20 protein-coding genes are annotated in these 19,442 nt (G+C 59.7%); 14 read left to right on the top strand and 6 right to left on the bottom strand.

Translation table 11 applies throughout. From position 1 onward, the window contains the following. The first annotated feature begins 3 nt into the window (after nucleotides 1–3). The 5 genes from ASE52_RS05815 to ASE52_RS05795 are packed head-to-tail and all read left to right on the top strand — an operon-like array spanning nucleotide 4 to nucleotide 4,034. The gene (locus tag ASE52_RS05815; RefSeq protein ID WP_010458857.1) at nucleotides 4–333 is read left to right on the top strand and encodes a hypothetical protein; all 330 of its coding nucleotides are present in this window, start codon (nucleotides 4–6) and stop codon (nucleotides 331–333) included. Beyond that, nucleotides 330–1,172, top strand: coding sequence for an HDOD domain-containing protein (locus ASE52_RS05810; RefSeq protein WP_010458856.1), 843 nt, complete (start codon nucleotides 330–332; stop codon nucleotides 1,170–1,172). Before ASE52_RS05815 ends, ASE52_RS05810 begins: the two co-directional genes overlap by 4 nt. A gap of 45 nt (nucleotides 1,173–1,217) precedes the next feature. Continuing rightward, entirely contained in the window at nucleotides 1,218–2,135 is a 918-nt protein-coding gene (locus ASE52_RS05805; protein WP_050812431.1) for an ATP-binding protein, read from the top strand. A gap of 3 nt (nucleotides 2,136–2,138) precedes the next feature. Continuing rightward, nucleotides 2,139–3,485, top strand: coding sequence for an HD domain-containing phosphohydrolase (locus ASE52_RS05800; protein ID WP_082606769.1), 1,347 nt, complete (start codon nucleotides 2,139–2,141; stop codon nucleotides 3,483–3,485). 15 nt (nucleotides 3,486–3,500) lie between these two features. Then, nucleotides 3,501–4,034, top strand: coding sequence for a response regulator (locus ASE52_RS05795; protein ID WP_057224466.1), 534 nt, complete (start codon nucleotides 3,501–3,503; stop codon nucleotides 4,032–4,034). A gap of 20 nt (nucleotides 4,035–4,054) precedes the next feature. Here ASE52_RS05795 and ASE52_RS05790 read toward each other — a convergent pair whose 3' ends face one another. After that, entirely contained in the window at nucleotides 4,055–7,084 is a 3,030-nt protein-coding gene (locus ASE52_RS05790; protein ID WP_140426142.1) for an EAL domain-containing protein, read from the bottom strand. Between the two features lie 243 nt (nucleotides 7,085–7,327). On the opposite strand from ASE52_RS05790, the gene ASE52_RS05785 reads away from it, so the two are divergent. The 5 genes from ASE52_RS05785 to ASE52_RS05765 all read left to right on the top strand — a co-directional run bounded on the left by ASE52_RS05785 (nucleotide 7,328) and on the right by ASE52_RS05765 (nucleotide 12,649). After that, a complete protein-coding gene (locus ASE52_RS05785) occupies nucleotides 7,328–9,199 on the top strand; it encodes a TonB-dependent receptor (protein ID WP_158004143.1) in 1,872 nt (623 codons plus the stop codon). Beyond that, nucleotides 9,196–9,771: a YfiR family protein gene (locus tag ASE52_RS05780; protein ID WP_158004142.1), complete on the top strand. Its 576-nt coding sequence runs from the start codon at nucleotides 9,196–9,198 to the stop codon at nucleotides 9,769–9,771. The genes ASE52_RS05785 and ASE52_RS05780 overlap by 4 nt, the downstream gene beginning before the upstream one ends. After that, nucleotides 9,772–11,298 (top strand): HAMP domain-containing histidine kinase, encoded by a 1,527-nt coding sequence (locus ASE52_RS05775; protein ID WP_057224459.1) that lies wholly within the window; start codon nucleotides 9,772–9,774, stop codon nucleotides 11,296–11,298. Beyond that, the gene (locus ASE52_RS05770) at nucleotides 11,285–11,725 is read left to right on the top strand and encodes a response regulator (protein WP_010458845.1); all 441 of its coding nucleotides are present in this window, start codon (nucleotides 11,285–11,287) and stop codon (nucleotides 11,723–11,725) included. The genes ASE52_RS05775 and ASE52_RS05770 overlap by 14 nt, the downstream gene beginning before the upstream one ends. Nucleotides 11,726–11,839: 114 nt before the next feature. Continuing rightward, a complete protein-coding gene (locus ASE52_RS05765; RefSeq protein WP_057224457.1) occupies nucleotides 11,840–12,649 on the top strand; it encodes an SDR family oxidoreductase in 810 nt (269 codons plus the stop codon). Nucleotides 12,650–12,724: 75 nt separating this feature from the next. On the opposite strand, the gene ASE52_RS05760 is transcribed toward ASE52_RS05765, so the two are convergent. The 4 genes from ASE52_RS05760 to ASE52_RS05745 are packed head-to-tail and all read right to left on the bottom strand — an operon-like array spanning nucleotide 12,725 to nucleotide 16,431. Continuing rightward, nucleotides 12,725–14,101 carry an MATE family efflux transporter gene (locus ASE52_RS05760; RefSeq protein ID WP_057225256.1) on the bottom strand — a complete coding sequence of 459 codons (1,377 nt, stop codon included), beginning with the start codon at nucleotides 14,099–14,101 and terminating at the stop codon, nucleotides 12,725–12,727. A gap of 31 nt (nucleotides 14,102–14,132) precedes the next feature. Then, a complete protein-coding gene (locus ASE52_RS05755; protein WP_057224455.1) occupies nucleotides 14,133–14,639 on the bottom strand; it encodes a MaoC family dehydratase in 507 nt (168 codons plus the stop codon). A gap of 48 nt (nucleotides 14,640–14,687) precedes the next feature. After that, complete coding sequence (locus tag ASE52_RS05750) at nucleotides 14,688–15,941, bottom strand: MFS transporter (RefSeq protein ID WP_057224453.1); 1,254 nt, start codon at nucleotides 15,939–15,941, stop codon at nucleotides 14,688–14,690. After that, the gene (locus ASE52_RS05745; protein ID WP_057224451.1) at nucleotides 15,931–16,431 is read right to left on the bottom strand and encodes a MarR family winged helix-turn-helix transcriptional regulator; all 501 of its coding nucleotides are present in this window, start codon (nucleotides 16,429–16,431) and stop codon (nucleotides 15,931–15,933) included. Before ASE52_RS05745 ends, ASE52_RS05750 begins: the two co-directional genes overlap by 11 nt. 73 nt (nucleotides 16,432–16,504) lie before the next feature. On the opposite strand from ASE52_RS05745, the gene ASE52_RS05740 reads away from it, so the two are divergent. Both ASE52_RS05740 and gloA read left to right on the top strand, forming a co-directional pair. Further along, nucleotides 16,505–17,056 carry a PaaI family thioesterase gene (locus ASE52_RS05740; RefSeq protein ID WP_010458833.1) on the top strand — a complete coding sequence of 184 codons (552 nt, stop codon included), beginning with the start codon at nucleotides 16,505–16,507 and terminating at the stop codon, nucleotides 17,054–17,056. Then, the gene (gene gloA / locus ASE52_RS05735) at nucleotides 17,053–17,466 is read left to right on the top strand and encodes a lactoylglutathione lyase (RefSeq protein ID WP_010458830.1); all 414 of its coding nucleotides are present in this window, start codon (nucleotides 17,053–17,055) and stop codon (nucleotides 17,464–17,466) included. Before ASE52_RS05740 ends, gloA begins: the two co-directional genes overlap by 4 nt. A gap of 129 nt (nucleotides 17,467–17,595) precedes the next feature. Here gloA and ASE52_RS05730 read toward each other — a convergent pair whose 3' ends face one another. After that, nucleotides 17,596–18,111 (bottom strand): OmpA family protein, encoded by a 516-nt coding sequence (locus ASE52_RS05730; RefSeq protein ID WP_057224448.1) that lies wholly within the window; start codon nucleotides 18,109–18,111, stop codon nucleotides 17,596–17,598. A gap of 106 nt (nucleotides 18,112–18,217) precedes the next feature. Between ASE52_RS05730 and ASE52_RS05725 the strand changes: the two genes are divergently transcribed. Together ASE52_RS05725 and ASE52_RS05720 are read left to right on the top strand one after the other, a co-directional pair. Further along, a complete protein-coding gene (locus ASE52_RS05725; protein WP_057224446.1) occupies nucleotides 18,218–18,811 on the top strand; it encodes a gamma-glutamylcyclotransferase in 594 nt (197 codons plus the stop codon). Between the two features lie 97 nt (nucleotides 18,812–18,908). Continuing rightward, complete coding sequence (locus tag ASE52_RS05720) at nucleotides 18,909–19,436, top strand: superoxide dismutase family protein (protein WP_057224444.1); 528 nt, start codon at nucleotides 18,909–18,911, stop codon at nucleotides 19,434–19,436. Nucleotides 19,437–19,442 lie beyond the last annotated feature (6 nt).

Below are 19,442 nucleotides of genomic sequence, written 5' to 3'. Positions count from 1 at the left end.
CCCATGCAAGCTCTTGCCACAACGACTGAACTGCTCCCCGAGGGGCTGCTTCTGGCGCAGCCAGTGCTGGATGCGCATGCACAGCTTCTGTTGCCAGCAGGTACGCCTGTCACGCGCGGGATTCTGAACAGCTTGCAGCACCGGGGAATCGACACCATCTTTGTGAATGCCCCCGAAGAGGTAGAACACCGGGGCGAGACGCTGGACCCTGCCGCTCAGCAGGCACAGACTGAAAAGCGTTTGCTGCATCTGTTCAGGCCCGCCATGCAGGTCGGGCAACTCAACCCGTTGCTGCACCTCATCTTGAGGTATCGGTCCGGGGAGAGGCCATGAAGCAACTCACTACGGATGCCATCCTGCGCAGCGTCCACGAACTGCCGGCGCTGCCAGCGGTGGTGTTGGAGTTGATCCAGTCCTTTGGCGACAGCCATATTTCTGCCGAGCAACTGGCCGTGAAGATATCGCACGACCAGGCCATTGCCGCCAAAACCCTTCGGCTTGCGAATTCGTCTTTCTATGGCCTGCCGCGTCAGGTCACCTCCATCGCCGAGGCAACTGCGATCCTGGGACTGCGCACGTTGCGCAGCGTGGCAACTGCCGCTGGCCTGGTCGGCGGGTTTTCCAAGTCACGCTGCCAAGGTTTCGACTTTGATGCGTTCTGGCGCCACTCGATCGGTACCGCGCTTACCTGCCGAGCCCTGGCGCAGCGCACCCGACTGGACGAGGACGCTGCATTTACGCTGGGTCTGGTACACGACATCGGGCGCCTGGTCCTGGTCAGTTCCTATGAGGAGGAATATGCCCACGCCATTGCCTACCGGGCAGAACATGACTGTCTTATGCATGCCGCGGAGCGGCACCATTTTGGTGTGGATCACGCGGAGGTCGGTGGTGTTATTGCAGAGCATTGGCACTTTGCCCCAGAGATCGTCACCGCCATCGCATGCCATCACCGGCCGCCTTCCACGCGCAACAGGGGGCTCGCAGACCTCGTCCATGTTGCCGACAACATTGCACACGGCCTCGATCTTTCGCACAAGGAAGACGATATGGTGCCGCTGCTGTCCCTGGATGCATGGGGCAGGCTGGCACTGGGCGACAAGGACTATGCAGAAGTTTTTGATGCGGTGGCTGAACAACACGAAGTGGTCTGCCACGCATTGCTGGCCTGAAGAGGGGTTGATATGAGTTCTCACGATCCACTATTGGCTGATGCCATGAACACCACATCCTCGCTCTCTGCCATCGATGTCACGGCGGACAGGGTCAAGGAGCTGTTGCGCTCCAATGAAGAGCTGATGCAGCTCAACGCCAAGCTTTCGGATGCGCAGGACAAGTTGATGCAATCTGAAAAAATGGCCTCCATCGGGCAATTGGCCGCAGGGGTTGCCCATGAAATCAACAACCCGATTGGATTCATATTTTCAAATTTCGGAACCCTTGAGCGCTATTTGGGCGATCTGTTTCAGATGCTTGCCGCTTACGAAGAGGCCGAGTCCGCCTTGGCGGGCACTCCCGTAGCCGCACGCTTGAAGGCCTTGCGCGAGAAGATTGAACTCGACTTCCTGAAAGAGGACATTCCCTCGTTGATGACGGAGTCCAAAGACGGCATTACCCGGGTGCGCAATATTGTCCAGAACCTGAAGGACTTCTCCCGTGTGGACACCTCGCAAAAGTGGGTTCTGGCCGATTTGCACCACGGCATCGATTCCACGCTGAACATCGTCAACAACGAAATCAAATACAAGGCAGAGGTCGTGAAGGCGTATGGAGAAATCCCGGATATCGAGTGCTTGCCCTCTGAACTCAACCAGGTGTTCATGAACCTTCTGGTCAACGCCGCACATGCCATCCAGGCAGACCGAGGCACTATCACCATTCGCACCGGCGCTGATGACAACCAGGTGTGGGTGGAAATACAGGACACAGGGGAGGGCATCGCCAAGGAAAATCTGGGAAGAATCTTTGATCCGTTCTTCACCACCAAAGCGGTGGGCAAAGGCACAGGTCTCGGACTGTCTCTTTCCTATGGGATCGTCAAGAAGCACCTTGGAAGCATTGACGTGTTCAGTGAGCAGGGGGTTGGGACACGTTTTCGTGTCACGCTGCCGATTCGTCACCCGCAGGAGGCTTGAGGTGTGAATTCCCCTATCGACGTCACCGCCTTGTCAGGGGCGGCTTTGCAAGAGGAGGGCGCCAGCCTAAAGCAGGACGGTGGCCAGCGCGTCTGGCGCATTCTCTGCGTGGACGACGAGCCCAATATTGTGGCTTCGCTCAGGCGGCTGTTCCGTGGCAGCGGATACCAGGTGGCAACGGCCACGAGTGGTGCAGAAGCCATTGCGCACCTGGAGCAAGAGCCTGTGGACCTGGTCTTTTCCGACATGAGAATGCCCGGCATGAGCGGGGCCCAGTTGCTGGAGCAGATACGGGAGCGGTGGCCCAAAACGACGCGCGTACTGCTCACGGGCTACGCGGACATTGGTTCAACCATCGCGGCCATCAACAGCGGGGAAGTCTATCGGTACATCACCAAGCCGTGGGATGACGGTGAGGTGCTTGCCACGGCGCACCAGATTTTTGAGCGCCATGCCCTGGAAGACGAAAAGGCCCGGTTGGAGGAACTGCTCAGGTCCAAAAACCAGGCCTTGATGGAATTGAATGAAACCCTGGAGGAAAAGGTCGCGGCGCGCACCAGCGAATTGCTCCAGCTCAGTCAAAAAATCAAGAAGAACTATCTCACTTCCATCAAGGTGTTTTCAAACCTCATGGAGTGGCGAGGCGGGCAACTCTCCGGTCATTCACGCCGTGTGGCGGACCTGGCCCGCCGCACCGCACGGGCTATGAACATGGCGGAGGCGGATCAGCAAGACGCATTTATCGCAGGGCTCATGCATGACATAGGGCAGATTGCCTTGCCCGACACCTTGCTGGCCAAGCCCGTGCCCAAGCTTTCCGAAGAAGAAACGGCGCAGTACCGACGGCATGCCGTGTTGGGGGAGCAGGCACTGATGGCCCTCGACGACATGCAGACGGTCTCCAACATTATCCGAAGCCACCACGAGCGGCACGATGGACTGGGTTATCCAGATGGCTTGGTCGGCGAGATGATTCCCATGGGGGCCTGCATCCTCGCGGTGGCAGACACCTACGACGATCTGCAAATCGGTCACCTCAGCTCCACCCCCTTGAGTGCTGCGGATGCCCGGTCGATGATTGCCCGGGGCCGGGGAACCCAGTTTCATCCTGAGGTGGTGGACGTGTTCCTGCAGATGCTTCTGAAGGCCGCGCCCGGAGCAGAAACTCCGCCGCGCATGCTGCGCACCGAGCAACTTCGACCCGGCATGGTCTTGGCGCGAGACCTGCTGTCCAGTGAAGGTGCGGTGTTGCTGGCTGCCGACCACGTGCTCACTGCCGAACTGATCAAGCGGCTGCGATTGCGCGAAGGACGGGACGACGTGGAAATGATCTTGCCGATAAAACCGTAACGGAGGGAGCCGTCCATGCAGAGAATTCTTTTACTGGATGATGAACACCATGTCCTGGCAGCGATCAAGCGGAGCCTTCGTGCCGGACTTGGTTCCGACCTTCGCATTGAAGAGACCGCCGATCCAGAAGTCGCTTTGGCCAGACTGAGGGAGGTTGCTTTTGATGTGGTGATCTCGGACTTTCGAATGCCGCTCATGACCGGCGTGGAGTTTCTGGGCTTGGTCCGGGCCATTCAACCCAAGGCCGTCAGGATGGTTTTAAGTGCATCCTCCGATTCGGAGAACCTGATGCGCGCAGTCAATGACGCCGAAGTTTTCCGTTATCTGTTGAAACCCTGGGACGAAAAAGACCTGCTTGGCCATGTCCGCTCTGCCCTCGAAAGGGCGGACCAACTGCGCCATGAAAGCGAACTGGCTGACGTCGGGCGCCATGAATTCGGGAAGCTGAATGCGACGGAACTAGAGCGCCGCCGTCTGGAAGCGCTGGAACCGGGGCTGACCCAGGTAACGTGGGGACCCAATGGCGAAGTCTTGGGACCCGATGGCTAAGAAATCGCACAGCTAGAAAATTACGCCTTTTTGCGCTGTGCTGCATCATGGTGCCTAAACGCTTCGCGAATATTGTCCCGCAGCAACTCATCATCCCAGGGTTTTGTCAGAAATTTATAGATTGCACCCCTGTTAATGGCATCTGAGATAGATTCCAGGTCGGTGTATCCCGAAAGCACTATTCGGATGGTGTCGGGATAAAGCTCGCGCGCCCTGGAGAGGAACTCTGTTCCTGACATCTCAGGCATTCGTTGGTCCGAGAGGATGACCTGAACTTCATGCTGCGCTAGGATCTCGAACCCTTCTTTTGCACTGTTGGCCGTCAATATTTCATATCCATCGCGCCTCAATAGTCGTCGCATGGATGAAAGAATGCTTGGTTCATCATCTACGATCAAAATTCTCTTGGCACCTGCAGAGGGCTGCACTGCAATTTTCAGCGCAGTCCCATCTGCAAGCAGTTGACCAAGATTCGTAGCCGATATCGGCTTGCTAAAGAAATACCCCTGAATTTCATCGCAATTCTTGCGGTGCAAGTAATTCATTTGCGCTTCAGTTTCCACACCTTCTGCGATCACTTTTAATTTGAGATTATGGGCAAGATCAATGATTGCGCTACAAATTGCAGCCGCATCGGGATCGTAGATTATTTCCCTCACAAAACTTTGGTCGATTTTCAGAAAATCTATAGGAAATCGTTTTAAATATGCGAGTGAAGAATAACCGGTTCCAAAATCGTCAATGGACAAGCGGACACCCATTGCACGGATGTCGTGGAGCCGCTGGATGTTGATGTCCACATCCTCCATGAAAAGGCTTTCGGTGATTTCAATATCAAGAGGCACCTCCGACCCTTGATAACCTTTCAGGCAGGATTTCAAAACACTGGCGAATTCTGATCGGCGTATCTGGACTGCCGAAACGTTGACAGCGATCCGTGATGGGGCCAGACCCTGGCTGCGCCATTTCTCATAGTCCTGAATAGCTTTTTGTAGAACCCATTGCCCAACGTCGATGATCAAACCGGTTTTTTCCAGAATGGGGATGAAAACCGCAGGCGACACAAGCCCGGCATCGGGATCGTTCCATCGAATAAGCGCTTCCATTCCGGTAATTTTTCCGTCCCAAAGCGAAACTTTAGGTTGGTAGTGCAATACGAACTCTTCATTTTCGAGCGCCTTGTGAAGCTTGCTCTCCATGTTGAGTTGATTGTGCACTTGGGAATTCATGGACGGCGTGTAGAACTGGTAACGGCCACTGGCCGCACCGGCCTCACGCGAAGCCGCTTCAGCGTGTGCGAACAATGTGTCTGCATCTTTTCCATCGTCGGGAAAAAGGGATATCCCAGTCCGGAAAGACAAATACAGCTCTTTCCCTTCAAAGATGAAAGGACGCTCCATCAAGGGAAATATTTTTTCAGCCAGAAGGTGGGCTATTTCTGCAGGAACGCTCCGATACGTTGCGATGATTCCAAACTGATCTGATCCCATTCGTGCAATTTTGTCGCTGGAGCCCAGTGCTTCAATCAATCGCCTGGCGACCGATTGAATCATCGCATCTCCGGCATGCCGTCCCAAAGTATCATTGATATTTTTGAATCTCTCGATATTCATCCATATCAATGCAATGTAGCCGTCATCTTCTTCTCGAATGGTATTTTTAATCAGCTGGTGAAAGCGATCCTGCAGCAGGCTTCGATTGGGAAGTCCTGTCAGTGCATCATAGTAAGCCAGATAGTTGAGCCGTTCTGATTTTTCGAGATGATCTACGGAGAAGGCGATGTCAGATGCGAGTTCCTGGAGCAACTGAATTTCGGCTTCATCAAAAAAATCCTGATCTGAGGCGTATAGGGCCATGAGCCCGATAGGTTTTTTTTTGACAGAAAGTGGAAAAAGGCCAAAACTCTGAAAACCTCGGGCGATTGCCTGCTGTCGCAATAAAATCCTGGTGTCACTCTTGATGTCTTGAACTAAAATGGTTTTTGCATTTTCAATGCATTCGCCAATAAGCCCATAGTCCTGCCGATCGGAATCGATTCCCATCGGTATGTGATCAATATAATCCTCTCCCGCACCTGCCCATGCGACAGCGGTAATTTTTTGCACCTCAATGTCGATAATTCCAATCCATGCCAGGCAAAAGCCCCCGGCATTCACAGCAATTTGACAGGCCTCCTGAAATAAATCCTTGCGATCTTGTGTCCTTACAATCAAAGAATTGATGCTACTCAATACCGCATAAATCCGGTTGAGGCGCTTGACTTTGAGTTCTGCATTCTTTCGCTCGGTGATGTCAACGACAGAGCCGGCCATATAGGTCGCCAAGCCATTGGCATCCCATACCGCCTGGCCCTTGGCATGTGACCAGCGGTAGGAGCCGTCTTTGGCCAATGCCCGGTATTCCACATCGTACGGAGCACGGTTTTTGATGTGGGCGGCAAAAGCGCTCAGGACCATCTGTCGATCGTTGGGCTCCAATAGACCGAGCCATGCCGTTGCCGTATTTTCGATTTCCTCGTCCGCATAACCCAGGCGAAACTTCCACTGCGCTGAAATCTGTGCAATACCCGTGTCGATATTCCAGTCCCAGACATCGCCCGTGGAGGCCGCCAGACGAAACCGCAATTCGCTATGCCGCAAAGCTTCCTGGGTGCGTTTTTGCTCCCGCGCCAACTCGGCATCGTTGAGAGCGCGATGGATTGCCGGGGCAAGACGCCCCAGGTCATGCTTCAGGATGTAGTCCGTTGCACCGCTTTTGAGAGCGCTGATGGCGTTCTCTTCTCCAATCGTTCCAGATACGAAGATGAAAGGAACGTCTGGGCACATCTCCCTGACCACTGACAGCGCGTCGATGCCATTGAAGCGGGGCATGCTGAAATCTGAAAGGACGATGTCCGGCACGCTCGCACGCAGCTCGTGGCGCAGCCGTTCTTCGTTGTCTACCCGGCGGCTTGTAAAGTGCAACGATGCACGCCGCAAGGTATGTGCGACGAGTTCTGCATCGTTGGGCTCATCCTCGACCATCAGGATGTTCAGGGGGGCGGCTTGCAAGTATTCCTCCTTCCGCAGACGATGCCTGCGGAACACTGCCGTGCTGAAAGTAGTCTAGGGTGCAGCACCCTGGGCATCAAGAAATTCTTAATTTCCGTCGTTTGGATGCGCAACCCCCGTTGAAAGGTTTGCACCAAAAGGTTTTCAACCTACCATGCTTTGAATGGCTGGCTACGAAAGCTTGCCACGCAAACATGGGGGAGGCTGGCCGTGATACAGATCCGAACATACCTGACAGCGTGGTTGACCCTGTCTTTGCTGCCTTTGTCTTCTGTGCAGGCACAGGATAACAAGGCCTCCTTGCTTGCCGAGCTTTCCATCGAAGAGCTGGCCAACATTCAGATCACTTCCGCTGCGAGGCATCCCGAGTTTCTGGGGGACGCTTCCGCCGCGATTTTTGTGATCACTTCCGACAGTATCCGCCGTTCGGGCGCTGCCACCCTTCCGGAAGCTTTGCGCTTGGCGCCCAATCTTCAGGTCGCCCGCCTTGACGCAAGCCAATATGCAATCAGTGCACGTGGCTTTAACAATGCCATTGGGAACAAACTCCTGGTCTTGATCGATGGGCGCACGGTCTACACACCTTTTTTCTCAGGGGTTTTTTGGGACCAGCAGGACGTCATGCTGGAAGACGTCGATCGAATAGAAGTCATCAGCGGGCCTGGCGCCACCCTGTGGGGCGCCAACGCAGTCAACGGTGTGATCAACGTGATCACCAAATCCTCTGCCCACACCCAAGGGGGACTTTTGGTGGTTGGCGCGGGCAATCAGGGGCGGGAAGCGTCTTTCAGATACGGTGGCGTGCTGGGCGAGGGCGCTACTTTTCGCGTCTATGCAAAAGGGGATGTGACGCGCCCGGTTGTGTCGATAGGGAACGCAGCAGCCACGGATGGCCGTTCGCGTGGGCAACTGGGGTGGAGGGCTGATTGGGCGGATAAAAACACCGAGCTGACCTTGCAAGGCGACGTGTACGAGGGCGCCACAGACAACCGCGGGTTCTTTGGGCGTTTTGATATAGGACGGGTGGAAGCATCCGGTGCCAACATCCTCGGCCGCCTGACGCGAAAGCTGGAAGCAGGGCAGGACGTTCGCCTGCAGGCCTACTACGACTACACGGACCGGAAAGACGCGTTTCTGTACCAACCACGGCAGCGTGTTCTTGATGTGGAGTTTCAGCACGGTGTGCCACTGGAGTCGCACCGGCTGCTCTGGGGCGGCGGTTACAGGCAGGCCAGTGATGTCATTCGTCCGGGCGTGATTTTCGGGTTTGCTCCGGCACAAGCGTCGCTGCACTGGGCGAATCTGTTTGTGCAAGACGAATTCAAGGTGACCGAGCATCTCAACCTGACGGTTGGCACCAAACTGGAAAGAAATGATTTCACAGGAATGGAGTCCCTTCCAAGCGCGCGCTTTGAGTGGAAACCTTCTCCACACCAGCTTTGGTGGGGCGCTGTGTCACGGGCAGTGCGGGCGCCAGCGCGCCTGGACCGCGACATACGGCTGCCGCCCAACCCCCCATTCATCATCGCTGGAGGACCTGACTTCGAGTCTGAAGTCGCCAAGGTCCTGGAGCTTGGATACCGATCCCAGCCATCGTCAACATTGTCCTATTCGGTCACTGCATTTCAGCACCATTGGGACAAATTGCGCAGCGGGCAGCGAGCGCCTGGTGCGCAGGTGCAGAACATGATCGAAGGAAAGACCTGGGGATTGGAAGCCTGGGGCGAGTGGCACGCGGCACGCAATCTGCGGTTGGCGGGCGGATTGTCGGTATTGCGCAAGAACCTGCGCGTCATGCCCGGGAGTACCGATCCAGAAGGGCCCCGCGCGCTGGGCAACGATCCTGGCCACCAGTGGATGTTGCGTGCCGGATTCAATCTGCCCCATCGCCAGGAACTCGACGTCATTGTGCGAAGGGTAGGGGCGTTGCCCGACCCCGCAGTGCCTGCATACACGGCCTTGGATGTGCGTTTTGGCTGGACAGTGCGGCCCGGGGTCGAATTTTCGATCGTGGGTCAGAATCTGTTTGATGGCGCTCACCCGGAGTTCAATGCGCCGATGAACCGCAAAGAAATCCCCCGCAACGTTGCCTTGCGAATCAGGTGGACTTTGTGAAAACCTGGCTGTCTTCGCTGCCGTTGAAGCGGGGCTTGGTCCTTGCATTGCTGCTGCTCGGTGTGCTCATCAACCCGTGTGCAGCTCAGCCAGACTGGCCGAACGATGAGTTCCAAATCAAAGCAGCTTTTCTCTATAAATTTGCAGGCTACGTTGAGTGGCCTGAAGGATCTCCGGGCCCCGTGGATGCACCTCTCACGATTGGCGTCCTGGGAGCCGATCCCATTGCCGAGGAACTGATGCAAATCGTTCAGGGCCGCAAGATTCAATCTCGGGGCCTTGCGGTTCGCCGCCTCAAAGCTGGAGACTCCCTGGACGATGTCGCCATCCTGTTCGTTGGCAAGGGTGATGCCACACAGCTGAAACCCTTGAGGGGCGCCTTGCAAGCCCGGCCGGTACTTGTCGTCACGGAAGAGCCAGCAGGGCTGGCGCTGGGAGGCATGATCAATTTTCTGCCCGTGGATCGAAATGTCCGCTTCGAGGTCTCGCTCGATTCCGTCAAAAAAGGTGGACTGCGCCTGAGCTCCCGATTGCTCGCGGTGGCCCAGAAGGTGCATGGCGAGGGGCGCTAGATGTGGAACGCCATCGCTCGCTCACTCCGCTACAAGTTCGCGTTGGCCATGCTCGCGGCCACGTTCGTTTCACTGACAGTGGCAGGCGCCGCGCTCGCCTGGTATGAACTTCAGACGTACAAACAGAATGTGGTCAGCGATCTACAGACGCAGGCAGAAATCCTGGGCCGAGCGACCGGTCCCGCCTTGGCTTTTGATGATCACAAATCCGCAGAGGAAAACCTCTCCCTGCTGAAAACCCGGCGCCAGATTCGGGCGGCCGCAATCTACAACGCGCGCGGAAAGATGGTGGCGCAATACCGAGGCGAGGGGAGTTTCACGGGGCACAAAATCCCCGAGCTGCCCCAGTCAGATGGGGTGCGTTTGGAAGACAACGAACTGGCGGTTTTCAAGAGAATTCTCGAAAACAACGAGATCGTGGGCACCGTCTATATGAGCGCGGACTACGAACTCGTCCAGCGGTTCTGGAGCTACCTGGGCATCCTCGCCAGCGTGATGGGCCTGAGCTTGCTCGTGGCCGGCGGCATGTCGGTATGGCTGCAGTCGGCCTTGACGAAGCCCATCCTTGCCGTCACAAAACTGGCACGGCAGGTCACTGAGCAAAAGGACTTTTCGCTGCGGGTGAAGAAGACCACGAAGGACGAGCTGAGCTACCTGGCGGATGCGTTCAATGACATGTTGTCGGAAATTGGGCGGCGCGCCGAAGATCTGCAGGCAGCCAACAAGGCCTTGGAACGCGAAGCCCAGGAACGTGAACGGGCTGACCAGGAAATCCGCGAACTCAACGCCGAGTTGGAACAACGCGTCTCCCAGCGCACAATGCAATTGCAGACAGCGAATCAGGAGCTTGAGAGCTTCAGTTATTCCGTCTCTCATGATTTGCGTGCGCCACTTCGATGGATAGTCGGTTTCTCCGAGGCCCTGGTCGAAGACCATGGCGAGAGTCTGGACGATGAAGCCCGGCGAAAAGTCCAGATCATCCAGAACGAGGGGCGGCGCATGGGGGTGCTGATCGATGATTTGCTGGCGTTGTCACGATTGGGCCGCCGGGCACTCAAAGTAGGGGAGTTGGCGATGGGGGAGCTGGCTCTCACCACCTGGAACGCACTGAACGAACACGAGGACTTCAGCCGCGTGAACCTGCATATCGGGGCAATGCCTATCGCGACAGGCGACCGCGTGCTTTTGGGGCAAGTGTGGACAAATCTACTGTCGAACGCCCTCAAGTTCAGTTCGAAGCAGAGCGATCCTCGCATTGAGATCGGGGCTATTTCTGATGACCAGGAACACACTTTTTTCGTGCGTGACAATGGAGCCGGATTCAACCCAAAGTACAAAGACAAGTTGTTTGGGGTTTTTCAGCGGCTGCACGATGCCCAGGAATTCCCAGGAACCGGCGTGGGTCTTGCTTTGGTCCAGCGGATAGTGCACCGCCATGGCGGGCGCGTCTGGGCTGACGGAAATGTGGGTGAAGGCGCCACGTTTTATTTCACCGTCCCACGGGAGGGCTGCAATGAAGCTGTTTGAAGAAGTCGATATTCTCTTGGTGGAGGATAGTCCCAACGACGCAGAACTCGCGATTCGCGCGCTGAAGAAGCGAGGGTTCGCCAGCAAGATGCTGTGGGTCAAAGATGGCGAACAGGCCATCAACTACCTGTTTCGGCTTGGAGAATATTCGCAGCACGATGAAGCCAGCCCGAAGCTGGTGCTTCTCGATCTGAAAATGCCGCGGGTGGATGGCATGCAGGTACTGCGCACCATCAAGGGCGACCAGCGCACACGGCGGATTCCCGTGGTGATACTGACGTCTTCCCAGGAAGAGCGGGACGTGGTGCAGTCGTACGACCTGGGTGCCAACAGCTACGTGGTCAAACCCATGGATTTCGATGTGATGGCGGACATGGTCTGCCAGGCTGGCGCGTACTGGCTTTGTGTCAACAAGACGCCTTGGTGAACTGCTGATCTATATCGGTAGATTTGTCATTTAACATAATATACATCGTATCTACTTGAACAGTGTGGGGCCGCACAGGGCCGTGATCTCCCTCAGCCGCTACCATCCGTGCCCATGACCCTTTCTTCCCAAGCTCCTTCAGCGTCTTCCATCCACTTTGGCCACCAAGGCCGTGTCTGCATCGTCACTGGTGGTGCCCAAGGCATTGGCGAAGCCTGCGTTCGCCGCTTTGCGGTTGAAGGCGCCAAACCGGTGATCGTCGATGTGGACGATGCGCGGGGCCAGGCGCTGGCACAGGAACTGGGCGCGCTGTATGTGCGCTGCGATGTGGGCGACAAGGCGCAGGTGGATGCGCTCGTGGCCCAGACCGTGGCGGCCCACGGCCGCATCGACGTGCTGGTGAACAACGCGGGCATCTTTCGGGCTGCAGACTTTCTGGACGTGACCGAGGCCGACTTTGACGCCGTGCTGCGGGTCAACCTCAAGGGCTCGTTCCTCGTCGGTCAGGCCGTGGCGCGGGCCATGGTGGCACAAAATGGCGGTGGTGGCGGCGGCGCCATCGTCAACATGAGTTCGGTCAACGGCGTGCTCACCATTCCCAACATCTCCAGCTACAACGTGAGCAAAGGCGGCGTGAACCAGCTCACGCGCGTGATGGCCCTGGCGCTGGCCGACAAGAACATCCGGGTGAACGCCGTGGCGCCCGGCACCATCGCCACCGAGCTGGCCGCCAAGGCCGTGCTGACCAGCGACGAGGCCAAGCAGAAGATCATGAGCCGCACCCCCATGAAGCGGTTGGGCGAGCCATCGGAGATTGCCGATGTGGTGGCCTGGCTGGCCAGCGACGCCGCCAGTTATGTGACCGGCGAGATCGTGACCGTGGATGGTGGCCGCATGACGCTGAACTACACCGTTCCGGTTTGATTCAACGAGGTACTACCAAATTGATAGCTGTGAGCGCTTGATAAATAAGCGCTAGCAGCCATTTTGGTTCTATTTCTATGCCTGCGGCATGCGCCGCAGCAAGCCCGCCATGCTGCGCGGCCATCCCACCGGGCCAAACCAGGCACCACCCGCAATCGTCCAGGCGTTGACCACGCCATACAGCACCAGCGCCACGCCCTGTGCGGCGAACACCGCCGCCAAACCACCGCCCCAGCGCAGCGCCAGCCAACCACCGGTGACCGCAATGGCGAGGCGCACGATGTTGCCGATCACCGGCCAGAGCAGGCGCCCTGCCCCTTGCGAGGCAAAGTACAGCACCAGGCCCAGACCGAAAAAGCCGTACACCGGTCCGACGGTGCGCAGATACAGCGCGCCCGCCTCCAGCATCGCCGGATCGCTGTTGAACAGCGACAGCCACGCGTTGGGAAACGCCGCTGCCCACAGGCCGATCGCCTCGGCCATCACAAACGCCATGCCGGCGCCGATCCAGGTGGCGCGCAAGGCGCGCTCGCGCTGGCCCGCGCCAATGCAGGTGCCTACCATGGCCACCAACGGCGCGCCCAGGCCAAATACCAGGGGCACCAGCAGGTACTCAAGCCGCGATGCGGTTCCATACCCGGCAATGGCCGCCGTGCCAAAACCGCCGACCAACGCGGTGGTCACCCCAATCGCCACATTGGTGGCCACGGTCGACACAGTGCCTACCAACCCGACCCGCAGGATGTCCTTGAACAGCACCCAGCGAAACCGGATGTGCGCGAACGATGGCTGCAGCAGGCTGCGCGGCGACCACAAATACGCTGCCAGCACCACGCTGCCGATCAGGTAGTACGCCATCAGCGCGATGGCCCCGCCGGCAATGCCCAGGCCGGGGATGGGACCCCAGCCAAAGATGAACAGTGGCGACAACGGCACCAGCACGAAGGCGCCCAGCACCGTGACATAGGCCGGCACGGCCATGTTGCCCGTGCCCCGGATCACGGCCGACAGCGTGTTGAACAGCCACACCAGAAACGCGCCCGCAAAGACCCAATTGGAATAGACCAGCGCCGCGTCCAGCGCGCCGCCCGTGCCGCCCATGCGGGTGTAAAGCCAGCGCCCTCCTCCCACCACCCCCACGGTGAAGACCAGCGAAAACACCGCCGCAATGGCGAGCGCGTGCAACACCAGCGCATCGGCATCGTCGCGCCGCCGGGCACCCAGAGCGCGGGCGATGGCCGACGCAATACCGCCGCCCATGGCCCCCGCAGAGGTCATCTGCATCAGCATGACGACCGGGAAGACGAGCGCCATGCCCGCCAGCGCATCGGTGCCCAGCTTGCCGACAAAGTAGGTCTCGATGAGCCCTACGCCCGCCTGCGCCAGCATCACCAGCACATTGGGCGCCGCCAGCCGCAGCAGCGTGGGCGCAATCGGCGCCTCCAGCAGCATGCGGGTGCGTGGGTTCAGGGGCTCGGTCACATCAGGCCCCTGCCCCGTTGGCCACAGGCCTGCGTGGCACCACGATGCGGACGGTGGACAGTTGCAGCACATCGCCGTGCTGGTTGCGGGTTTCGCTGCGCACGGTGACCATGCCACGGTCGGGCTTGGATTTGGAGGGCTGGATCTCCAGCACCTCGCTCACCACGTGCAGCACGTCGGTGGCGCGCGTGGGCCGGGGCCAGCTCAACTCGACCCCTGCCCCGATGATGCCGCCCGCAATCGGCAGGCCCGTGGTGACCTGCAGGCGCATGGTCACGGACGCCGTGTGCCAGCCGCTGGCCGCCAGCCCCCCAAACAGCGTGGCGCGGGCAGCAGTGTCATCCAGGTGGAACGGTTGGGGGTCGAATTGCGCAGCAAAGGTGGTGATCTGCGCTTCGTCCATGGCGTGTTCGCCGCTTTTGAACAGGTCACCCACAGCGAGGTCGTCCAGGTACACGGGCTGCATGTCGGTGGGGGCGGATGCGGTGGAAACAAGGTGAGCGGTCATGGCAAAAAAATTAGGAGATGAGGGGATGGTGGACGGGTGTTGGCAGGGTCAGGCGGCTGCAGGGCGCACCAGCCGGGCTTCGCGGATCGGCAGGTTGACCAGGGCCGCGCCCACGGCCAGCACGATGTCGATGTACCAGACCCAGTCATAGCTGCCCGTGGCCTGGAACACGCTGCCGCCCAGGTAGGCACCAAAGAAGCCACCAATCTGGTGCGCCAGCATCACGATGCCAAACAACATGGCCATGTTGGCCGTGCCGAACATCTTGGCCACCAGCCCGACCGTGGGCGGCACGGTGGAGAGAAACGTCACGCCCATCACAGCGGCAAAGACCAGTACCACCGTGGGCGTCTTGGGCGCAAACAAGAAGATCAGCACTGCGAGGCCACGCGTGGCGTACAGCAGTGACAACAACGACTTCATGCGCCAGCGCCCCACGGCCCAGCCCATGGCCAGGCTGCCGACAATGTTGAACAAGCCGATCATGGCCAGCGACCACCCGCCGATCTCAGGCGGCAGACCACATGCGGCGATGACGCCCGGCAGGTGCGTGGCCAGGAATGCCACGTGAAAGCCGCACACCAGAAAGCCCGCCGCCAGATACCGGTAGCTCGGCGTGGCCAGCGCCTGGGCAATGGCCTGGCGCGCCGTCAGCGCCTTCTGGCCCGATGCGGCGGCGGCCTGCGCGGCCAAGGCGTTCGAATTGCCCCTGAGCACCCACACCGCAGGCAGCGCCAGCAGCACCAGCACACCCAGCCACTGCATGGCACTGGCCCAGCCCACCGCGGCGGTCAGGCCAATGGCAACAGGCGCCATCACAAACTGCCCAAACGACCCGCCCGCGTTGACGATGCCGCTGGCCAGCCCGCGCTTGTTGGCGGGTACCAGCCGCGCGGTCGCCGCCATCAGCACCGACGGCCCGGCCATGCCTGCACCGCCTGCAGCCAACACACCAATCGCAAAAATCAGCCCGGCCGTGGTGGTCATGTAGGGCGTGATGAAGGTGCCCAGCGCCACCAGCGCCACGCCCAGAAGGATCACGCGGCCAGTGCCGATGCGGTCGGCCACCGCCCCGGCAAACGGCTGGGTCAGGCCCCACCACAGCTGGCCGAACGCAAAGGCCAGGCTGATGCTGCCAATGCCCAGCGCGGTGGACGTGTTGAGCGCCGACAGGAACAGGCCCATGGTCTGGCGCGTGCCCATGGTGAGCGCTAAAGCACCTGCAGCAGCCAGCAGGACCAGCCACAGGGCCAGCGGTGCGGCGGACTGGGTGGTGGCTGGAGGGGGGTTGCTATTCGTCATGCCCAGCCTCCTGCACTGGCAGCGCTGCCAGCAAATCCAGTGAGTCGTCCACCAGCGCATGCAGCGCCATCACGCGTTCCACGCCCAGCGTTTCATTCAGAGCAAGCTGCGCGGCTTTCCAGTGGCGTTGTGCCTCGGCGCGTTTTACGCGGCCGGTGTCGGTGATGTGGGCCAGGCGGCTGCGGGCATCTGCGCCTGCCTCCAGCGTCACCCAGCCCGCATCGACCAGGGGACGCAGGTTGCGCGTCAACGTGGAGGCATCCATCTTCATGGCCACAGCGAGGTCGCCCGGCCGGATGGGCCCTAGCGTGAGCACATGCGACAGCAGCGAATACTGCGTGGTCTTGAGCCCGCATTTCGCCATTTCGGCGTCGTAGTGGTTGGCCACGCGGCGCATCAGCTGGCGCAGCTTGAAGTTGGTGCACCCCTGTGGCACCGTCCGGGCAACGGGTGGTGCGGCAAAGTCCATGGTGGATGTGTCGGCTTGCATGGATTTAATTGTATCTGCAATAATTGCATATGCAACTCATCCGTTTCGACCCCACCACTGACCCGGAAAAATCATGACCCAACACAACCACCTTGAACACTGGCTGGCCCAAGAGCGCGACATCCTGGCGCGGCTGGATGCAGGCCCTGGCCCGGGCGTGGCGCGGCGTGAACAGATCGCCCATCTGAACGGCCTGGAGCAGATGCAGGCCATGCTGCGTGGCGAACTGCCCTACGCCGCCATCGCCAAAACGCTGGACTTCTTGATCATCGAAGTCGGTGAAGGCACGGCCGTCTTCCAGGGCACGCCCCGCGCCGAGCACCTGAACCCCATGGGCACGGTGCACGGCGGCTGGTTTGCCACCCTGCTCGACTCTGCCCTGGGCTGCTCCATCCATACGCGCATGGAGCCCGGGCGCGGCTACACCACGGCCGAGCTGGGCATCAACCTGGTCAAGGCCATCACGCCCAAGGTGCCGCGCGTGCGCGCTGAAGGCCGCGTGATCCACAGCGGGCGCCAGCTGGCCACGGCCGAGGCGCGCCTGGTGGGGCCCGACGGCACGCTGTATGCCCACGCCACCACCACCTGCCTGGTTTTTGACATCCCTGCACAATCGAAGGGATGAAATTCCTCCACACGATGCTGCGCGTTGGCAACCTTCAACGCTCGATTGATTTCTATACCCAGGTGCTGGGCATGCAACTGCTGCGCCAGTCCGAGAACCCCGAGTACAAATACTCGCTGGCTTTTCTGGGATTTGACGGCGGCAACCCCGGCCAGGCCGAGATCGAGCTGACCTACAACTGGGGCACCGAAAGCTACGAGATGGGCACGGCCTATGGCCACATCGCCCTGGGCGTGCCCGACGCCTACGCCGCATGCGAGAAGATCAAGGCCTCGGGCGGCAACGTGACACGCGAAGCGGGCCCGGTCAAAGGCGGCACCACGGTCATCGCGTTCGTGACGGACCCCGATGGCTACAAGATTGAATTGATCCAGCGCGCCGAGGGGACTGGTGGCGCAGGCCTGCGTTAACCATTTGCTATTAAATGGATAGCTTTTTGCGCATGATGGATAAGCGCTAGAGCCCCGTTTTCCCCATAAAAAAACCCGGCATTGCCGGGTTTTTTATGGGGCGACCTGCTGGAGGTCACTGCACAGGCATTAGGCGCCCAGGGCCACTTCCACGCGGCGCGCTTCGGCGTTGCTGCCGGTGGCGGTGGTTTCTTCGGGCTTCTTCAGCTCGATCTTGTCTTCCGCCACGCCCAGGCCCTTGAGGGCGTCGCGCACCGCAAAAGCGCGCTGCTTGGCCAGCTCGGCGTTCAGGGCAGCGTCGCCCGTGGCGTCATGAAAGCCGGAGATCACAGCCTTCTTGCCTTCGGCCACACCCTTGACCACGTCGGCCAGGGCTTCGCTGGCGCCAGTGGCCAGCTCGGCCTTTGCCGTGGCAAAGTAGAACTTCACCACACCGTTTTCTACACGCACGCTGGCGGCGTCGTCAGCGACTGCTGCCGCTGGCGCGTTGCTTGCAACAGCGGTTGCAGCAGGCTTGGCGGCGCCCGAAGCGCCCACGCGCTTGACCACCACGGTGCCGACCACCACCGAGATCACCAGCGCAATCAGCGCAAACAGGAAACCCAGGGCAAAACGTTGTTGGCTATCGTCGTCAGAACTAGACATTGGAGATTCCTGCAGTGATTAAGAAAGAATGGTGGGACAGCTGCGGGACCTGCAAGCACAAGTCCCCAGGGCGCTGAAGCAAAGCTTTCGATTGTAGAGTGAACCCATGACGAATCTTCCCGCTCCGCTGCGCGATCCGGCCCCCATGCTGGAGCGTGCCCTGAATGAATGGGGTGGCCATGCGGACCTGTGGATCTTTGGCTACGGCTCGCTCATCTGGCGCCCGGATTTCGACTACGCAGAGCGCCGCCCCGCCAAGGTGCACGGCTGGCACCGGGCGCTCAAGATGTGGAGCCGCATCAACCGGGGCACGCCCGAATGCCCGGGCCTGGTGTTCGGCATGCTGTCGGGCGGCAGTTGCCGGGGCATGGTGTTCCGGGTGGACAAGGCACACGCCCGGCAGGTCATGATCAATCTTTGGCAGCGCGAGATGGTCACCGCCGTGTACGACCCGCGCTGGCTCACCTGCCACACCCCGCACGGCCCGGTGCGTGCGCTGGCCTTCACCCTGTCGCGCAAAAGCCCCAACCACACGGGTGAGCTACCCGACCACGAGTACTGCCGTATTTTTGAGCAGGCCTGCGGGAGGTTTGGCACCACGCGGGACTACGCCCAGGCCACCTACGATGAGCTGCGCAGGCACGGCATCCATGACCGGGCCCTCGCCCGTTTGATTGCACTGGCCCAAAAAGAGGCATAGTGCACACTTTCCGCAGCCCGGCAGGGGTGCCTGCGCAGGTCACTGCGCGCGGGCCCGCACAATGCCGCGTCTTTTAACGTGCAAAGGAGTCTGAGTCATGAAGAATGTTCGTCTTGCTGGTGTCCTCTCGATGGTCGCTGTAGCCACACTGGCCGGGTGCGCCGCGTATTCCACCGGCCCCACCGCCACGGCCAAGCTGGAACCCACACGGGGCAACACCGCCGCTGGCGCGGTCACCTTTGTGCAGTCGGGCGACGTGGTGAAGGTGTCGGGCTCCATCACCGGCCTCAAGCCCAATGCCGAACACGGCTTTCATGTGCATGAAAAAGGCGACTGCTCCAGTGGCGATGGCATGAGCACGGGCGGCCACTTCAACCCCGGCGGCAAGTCCCACGGCCACCATGGCATGGGCGACCACCATACGGGCGACCTGCCCAGCCTCAAGGCCGATGCCAACGGCGTGGCCACGTTCAACTTTGAATCCAGCACGATCCGCGTGGGCAGCACCGCCAACGACATCGTCGGCAAGGGCCTGATCGTCCACCGCGACCCCGACGATTACAAGACCCAGCCCACCGGCAATGCGGGCCCGCGCCTGGCCTGTGCCGTGATTGCAGCCAAGTAACGCGGT

This window comes from Acidovorax sp. Root275, assembly GCF_001428965.1.
GTDB lineage: Bacteria > Pseudomonadota > Gammaproteobacteria > Burkholderiales > Burkholderiaceae_C > Acidovorax > Acidovorax radicis.
Note: the sequence above shows the minus strand (reverse complement) of the source record. Positions and strands in the feature narration are given on the sequence as shown.

Excerpts from the sequence above, each read along its gene's own strand:
- ASE52_RS05810 (WP_010458856.1), top strand. The coding sequence starts at position 330 with ATGAAGCAACTCACTACGGATGCCATCCTGCGCAGCGTCCACGAACTG.
- gloA (WP_010458830.1), top strand. The coding sequence starts at position 17,053 with ATGAAATTCCTCCACACGATGCTGCGCGTTGGCAACCTTCAACGCTCG.
- ASE52_RS05760 (WP_057225256.1), bottom strand. The coding sequence starts at position 14,101 with ATGCTGCTGGAGGCGCCGATTGCGCCCACGCTGCTGCGGCTGGCGGCG.
- ASE52_RS05805 (WP_050812431.1), top strand. The coding sequence starts at position 1,218 with ATGAACACCACATCCTCGCTCTCTGCCATCGATGTCACGGCGGACAGG.
- ASE52_RS05750 (WP_057224453.1), bottom strand. The coding sequence starts at position 15,941 with ATGACGAATAGCAACCCCCCTCCAGCCACCACCCAGTCCGCCGCACCG.
- ASE52_RS05775 (WP_057224459.1), top strand. The coding sequence starts at position 9,772 with ATGTGGAACGCCATCGCTCGCTCACTCCGCTACAAGTTCGCGTTGGCC.
- ASE52_RS05770 (WP_010458845.1), top strand. The coding sequence starts at position 11,285 with ATGAAGCTGTTTGAAGAAGTCGATATTCTCTTGGTGGAGGATAGTCCC.
- ASE52_RS05765 (WP_057224457.1), top strand. The coding sequence starts at position 11,840 with ATGACCCTTTCTTCCCAAGCTCCTTCAGCGTCTTCCATCCACTTTGGC.
- ASE52_RS05725 (WP_057224446.1), top strand. The coding sequence starts at position 18,218 with ATGACGAATCTTCCCGCTCCGCTGCGCGATCCGGCCCCCATGCTGGAG.
- ASE52_RS05720 (WP_057224444.1), top strand. The coding sequence starts at position 18,909 with ATGAAGAATGTTCGTCTTGCTGGTGTCCTCTCGATGGTCGCTGTAGCC.
- ASE52_RS05755 (WP_057224455.1), bottom strand. The coding sequence starts at position 14,639 with ATGACCGCTCACCTTGTTTCCACCGCATCCGCCCCCACCGACATGCAG.
- ASE52_RS05730 (WP_057224448.1), bottom strand. The coding sequence starts at position 18,111 with ATGTCTAGTTCTGACGACGATAGCCAACAACGTTTTGCCCTGGGTTTC.
- ASE52_RS05815 (WP_010458857.1), top strand. The coding sequence starts at position 4 with ATGCAAGCTCTTGCCACAACGACTGAACTGCTCCCCGAGGGGCTGCTT.
- ASE52_RS05740 (WP_010458833.1), top strand. The coding sequence starts at position 16,505 with ATGACCCAACACAACCACCTTGAACACTGGCTGGCCCAAGAGCGCGAC.
- ASE52_RS05745 (WP_057224451.1), bottom strand. The coding sequence starts at position 16,431 with ATGCAAGCCGACACATCCACCATGGACTTTGCCGCACCACCCGTTGCC.
- ASE52_RS05795 (WP_057224466.1), top strand. The coding sequence starts at position 3,501 with ATGCAGAGAATTCTTTTACTGGATGATGAACACCATGTCCTGGCAGCG.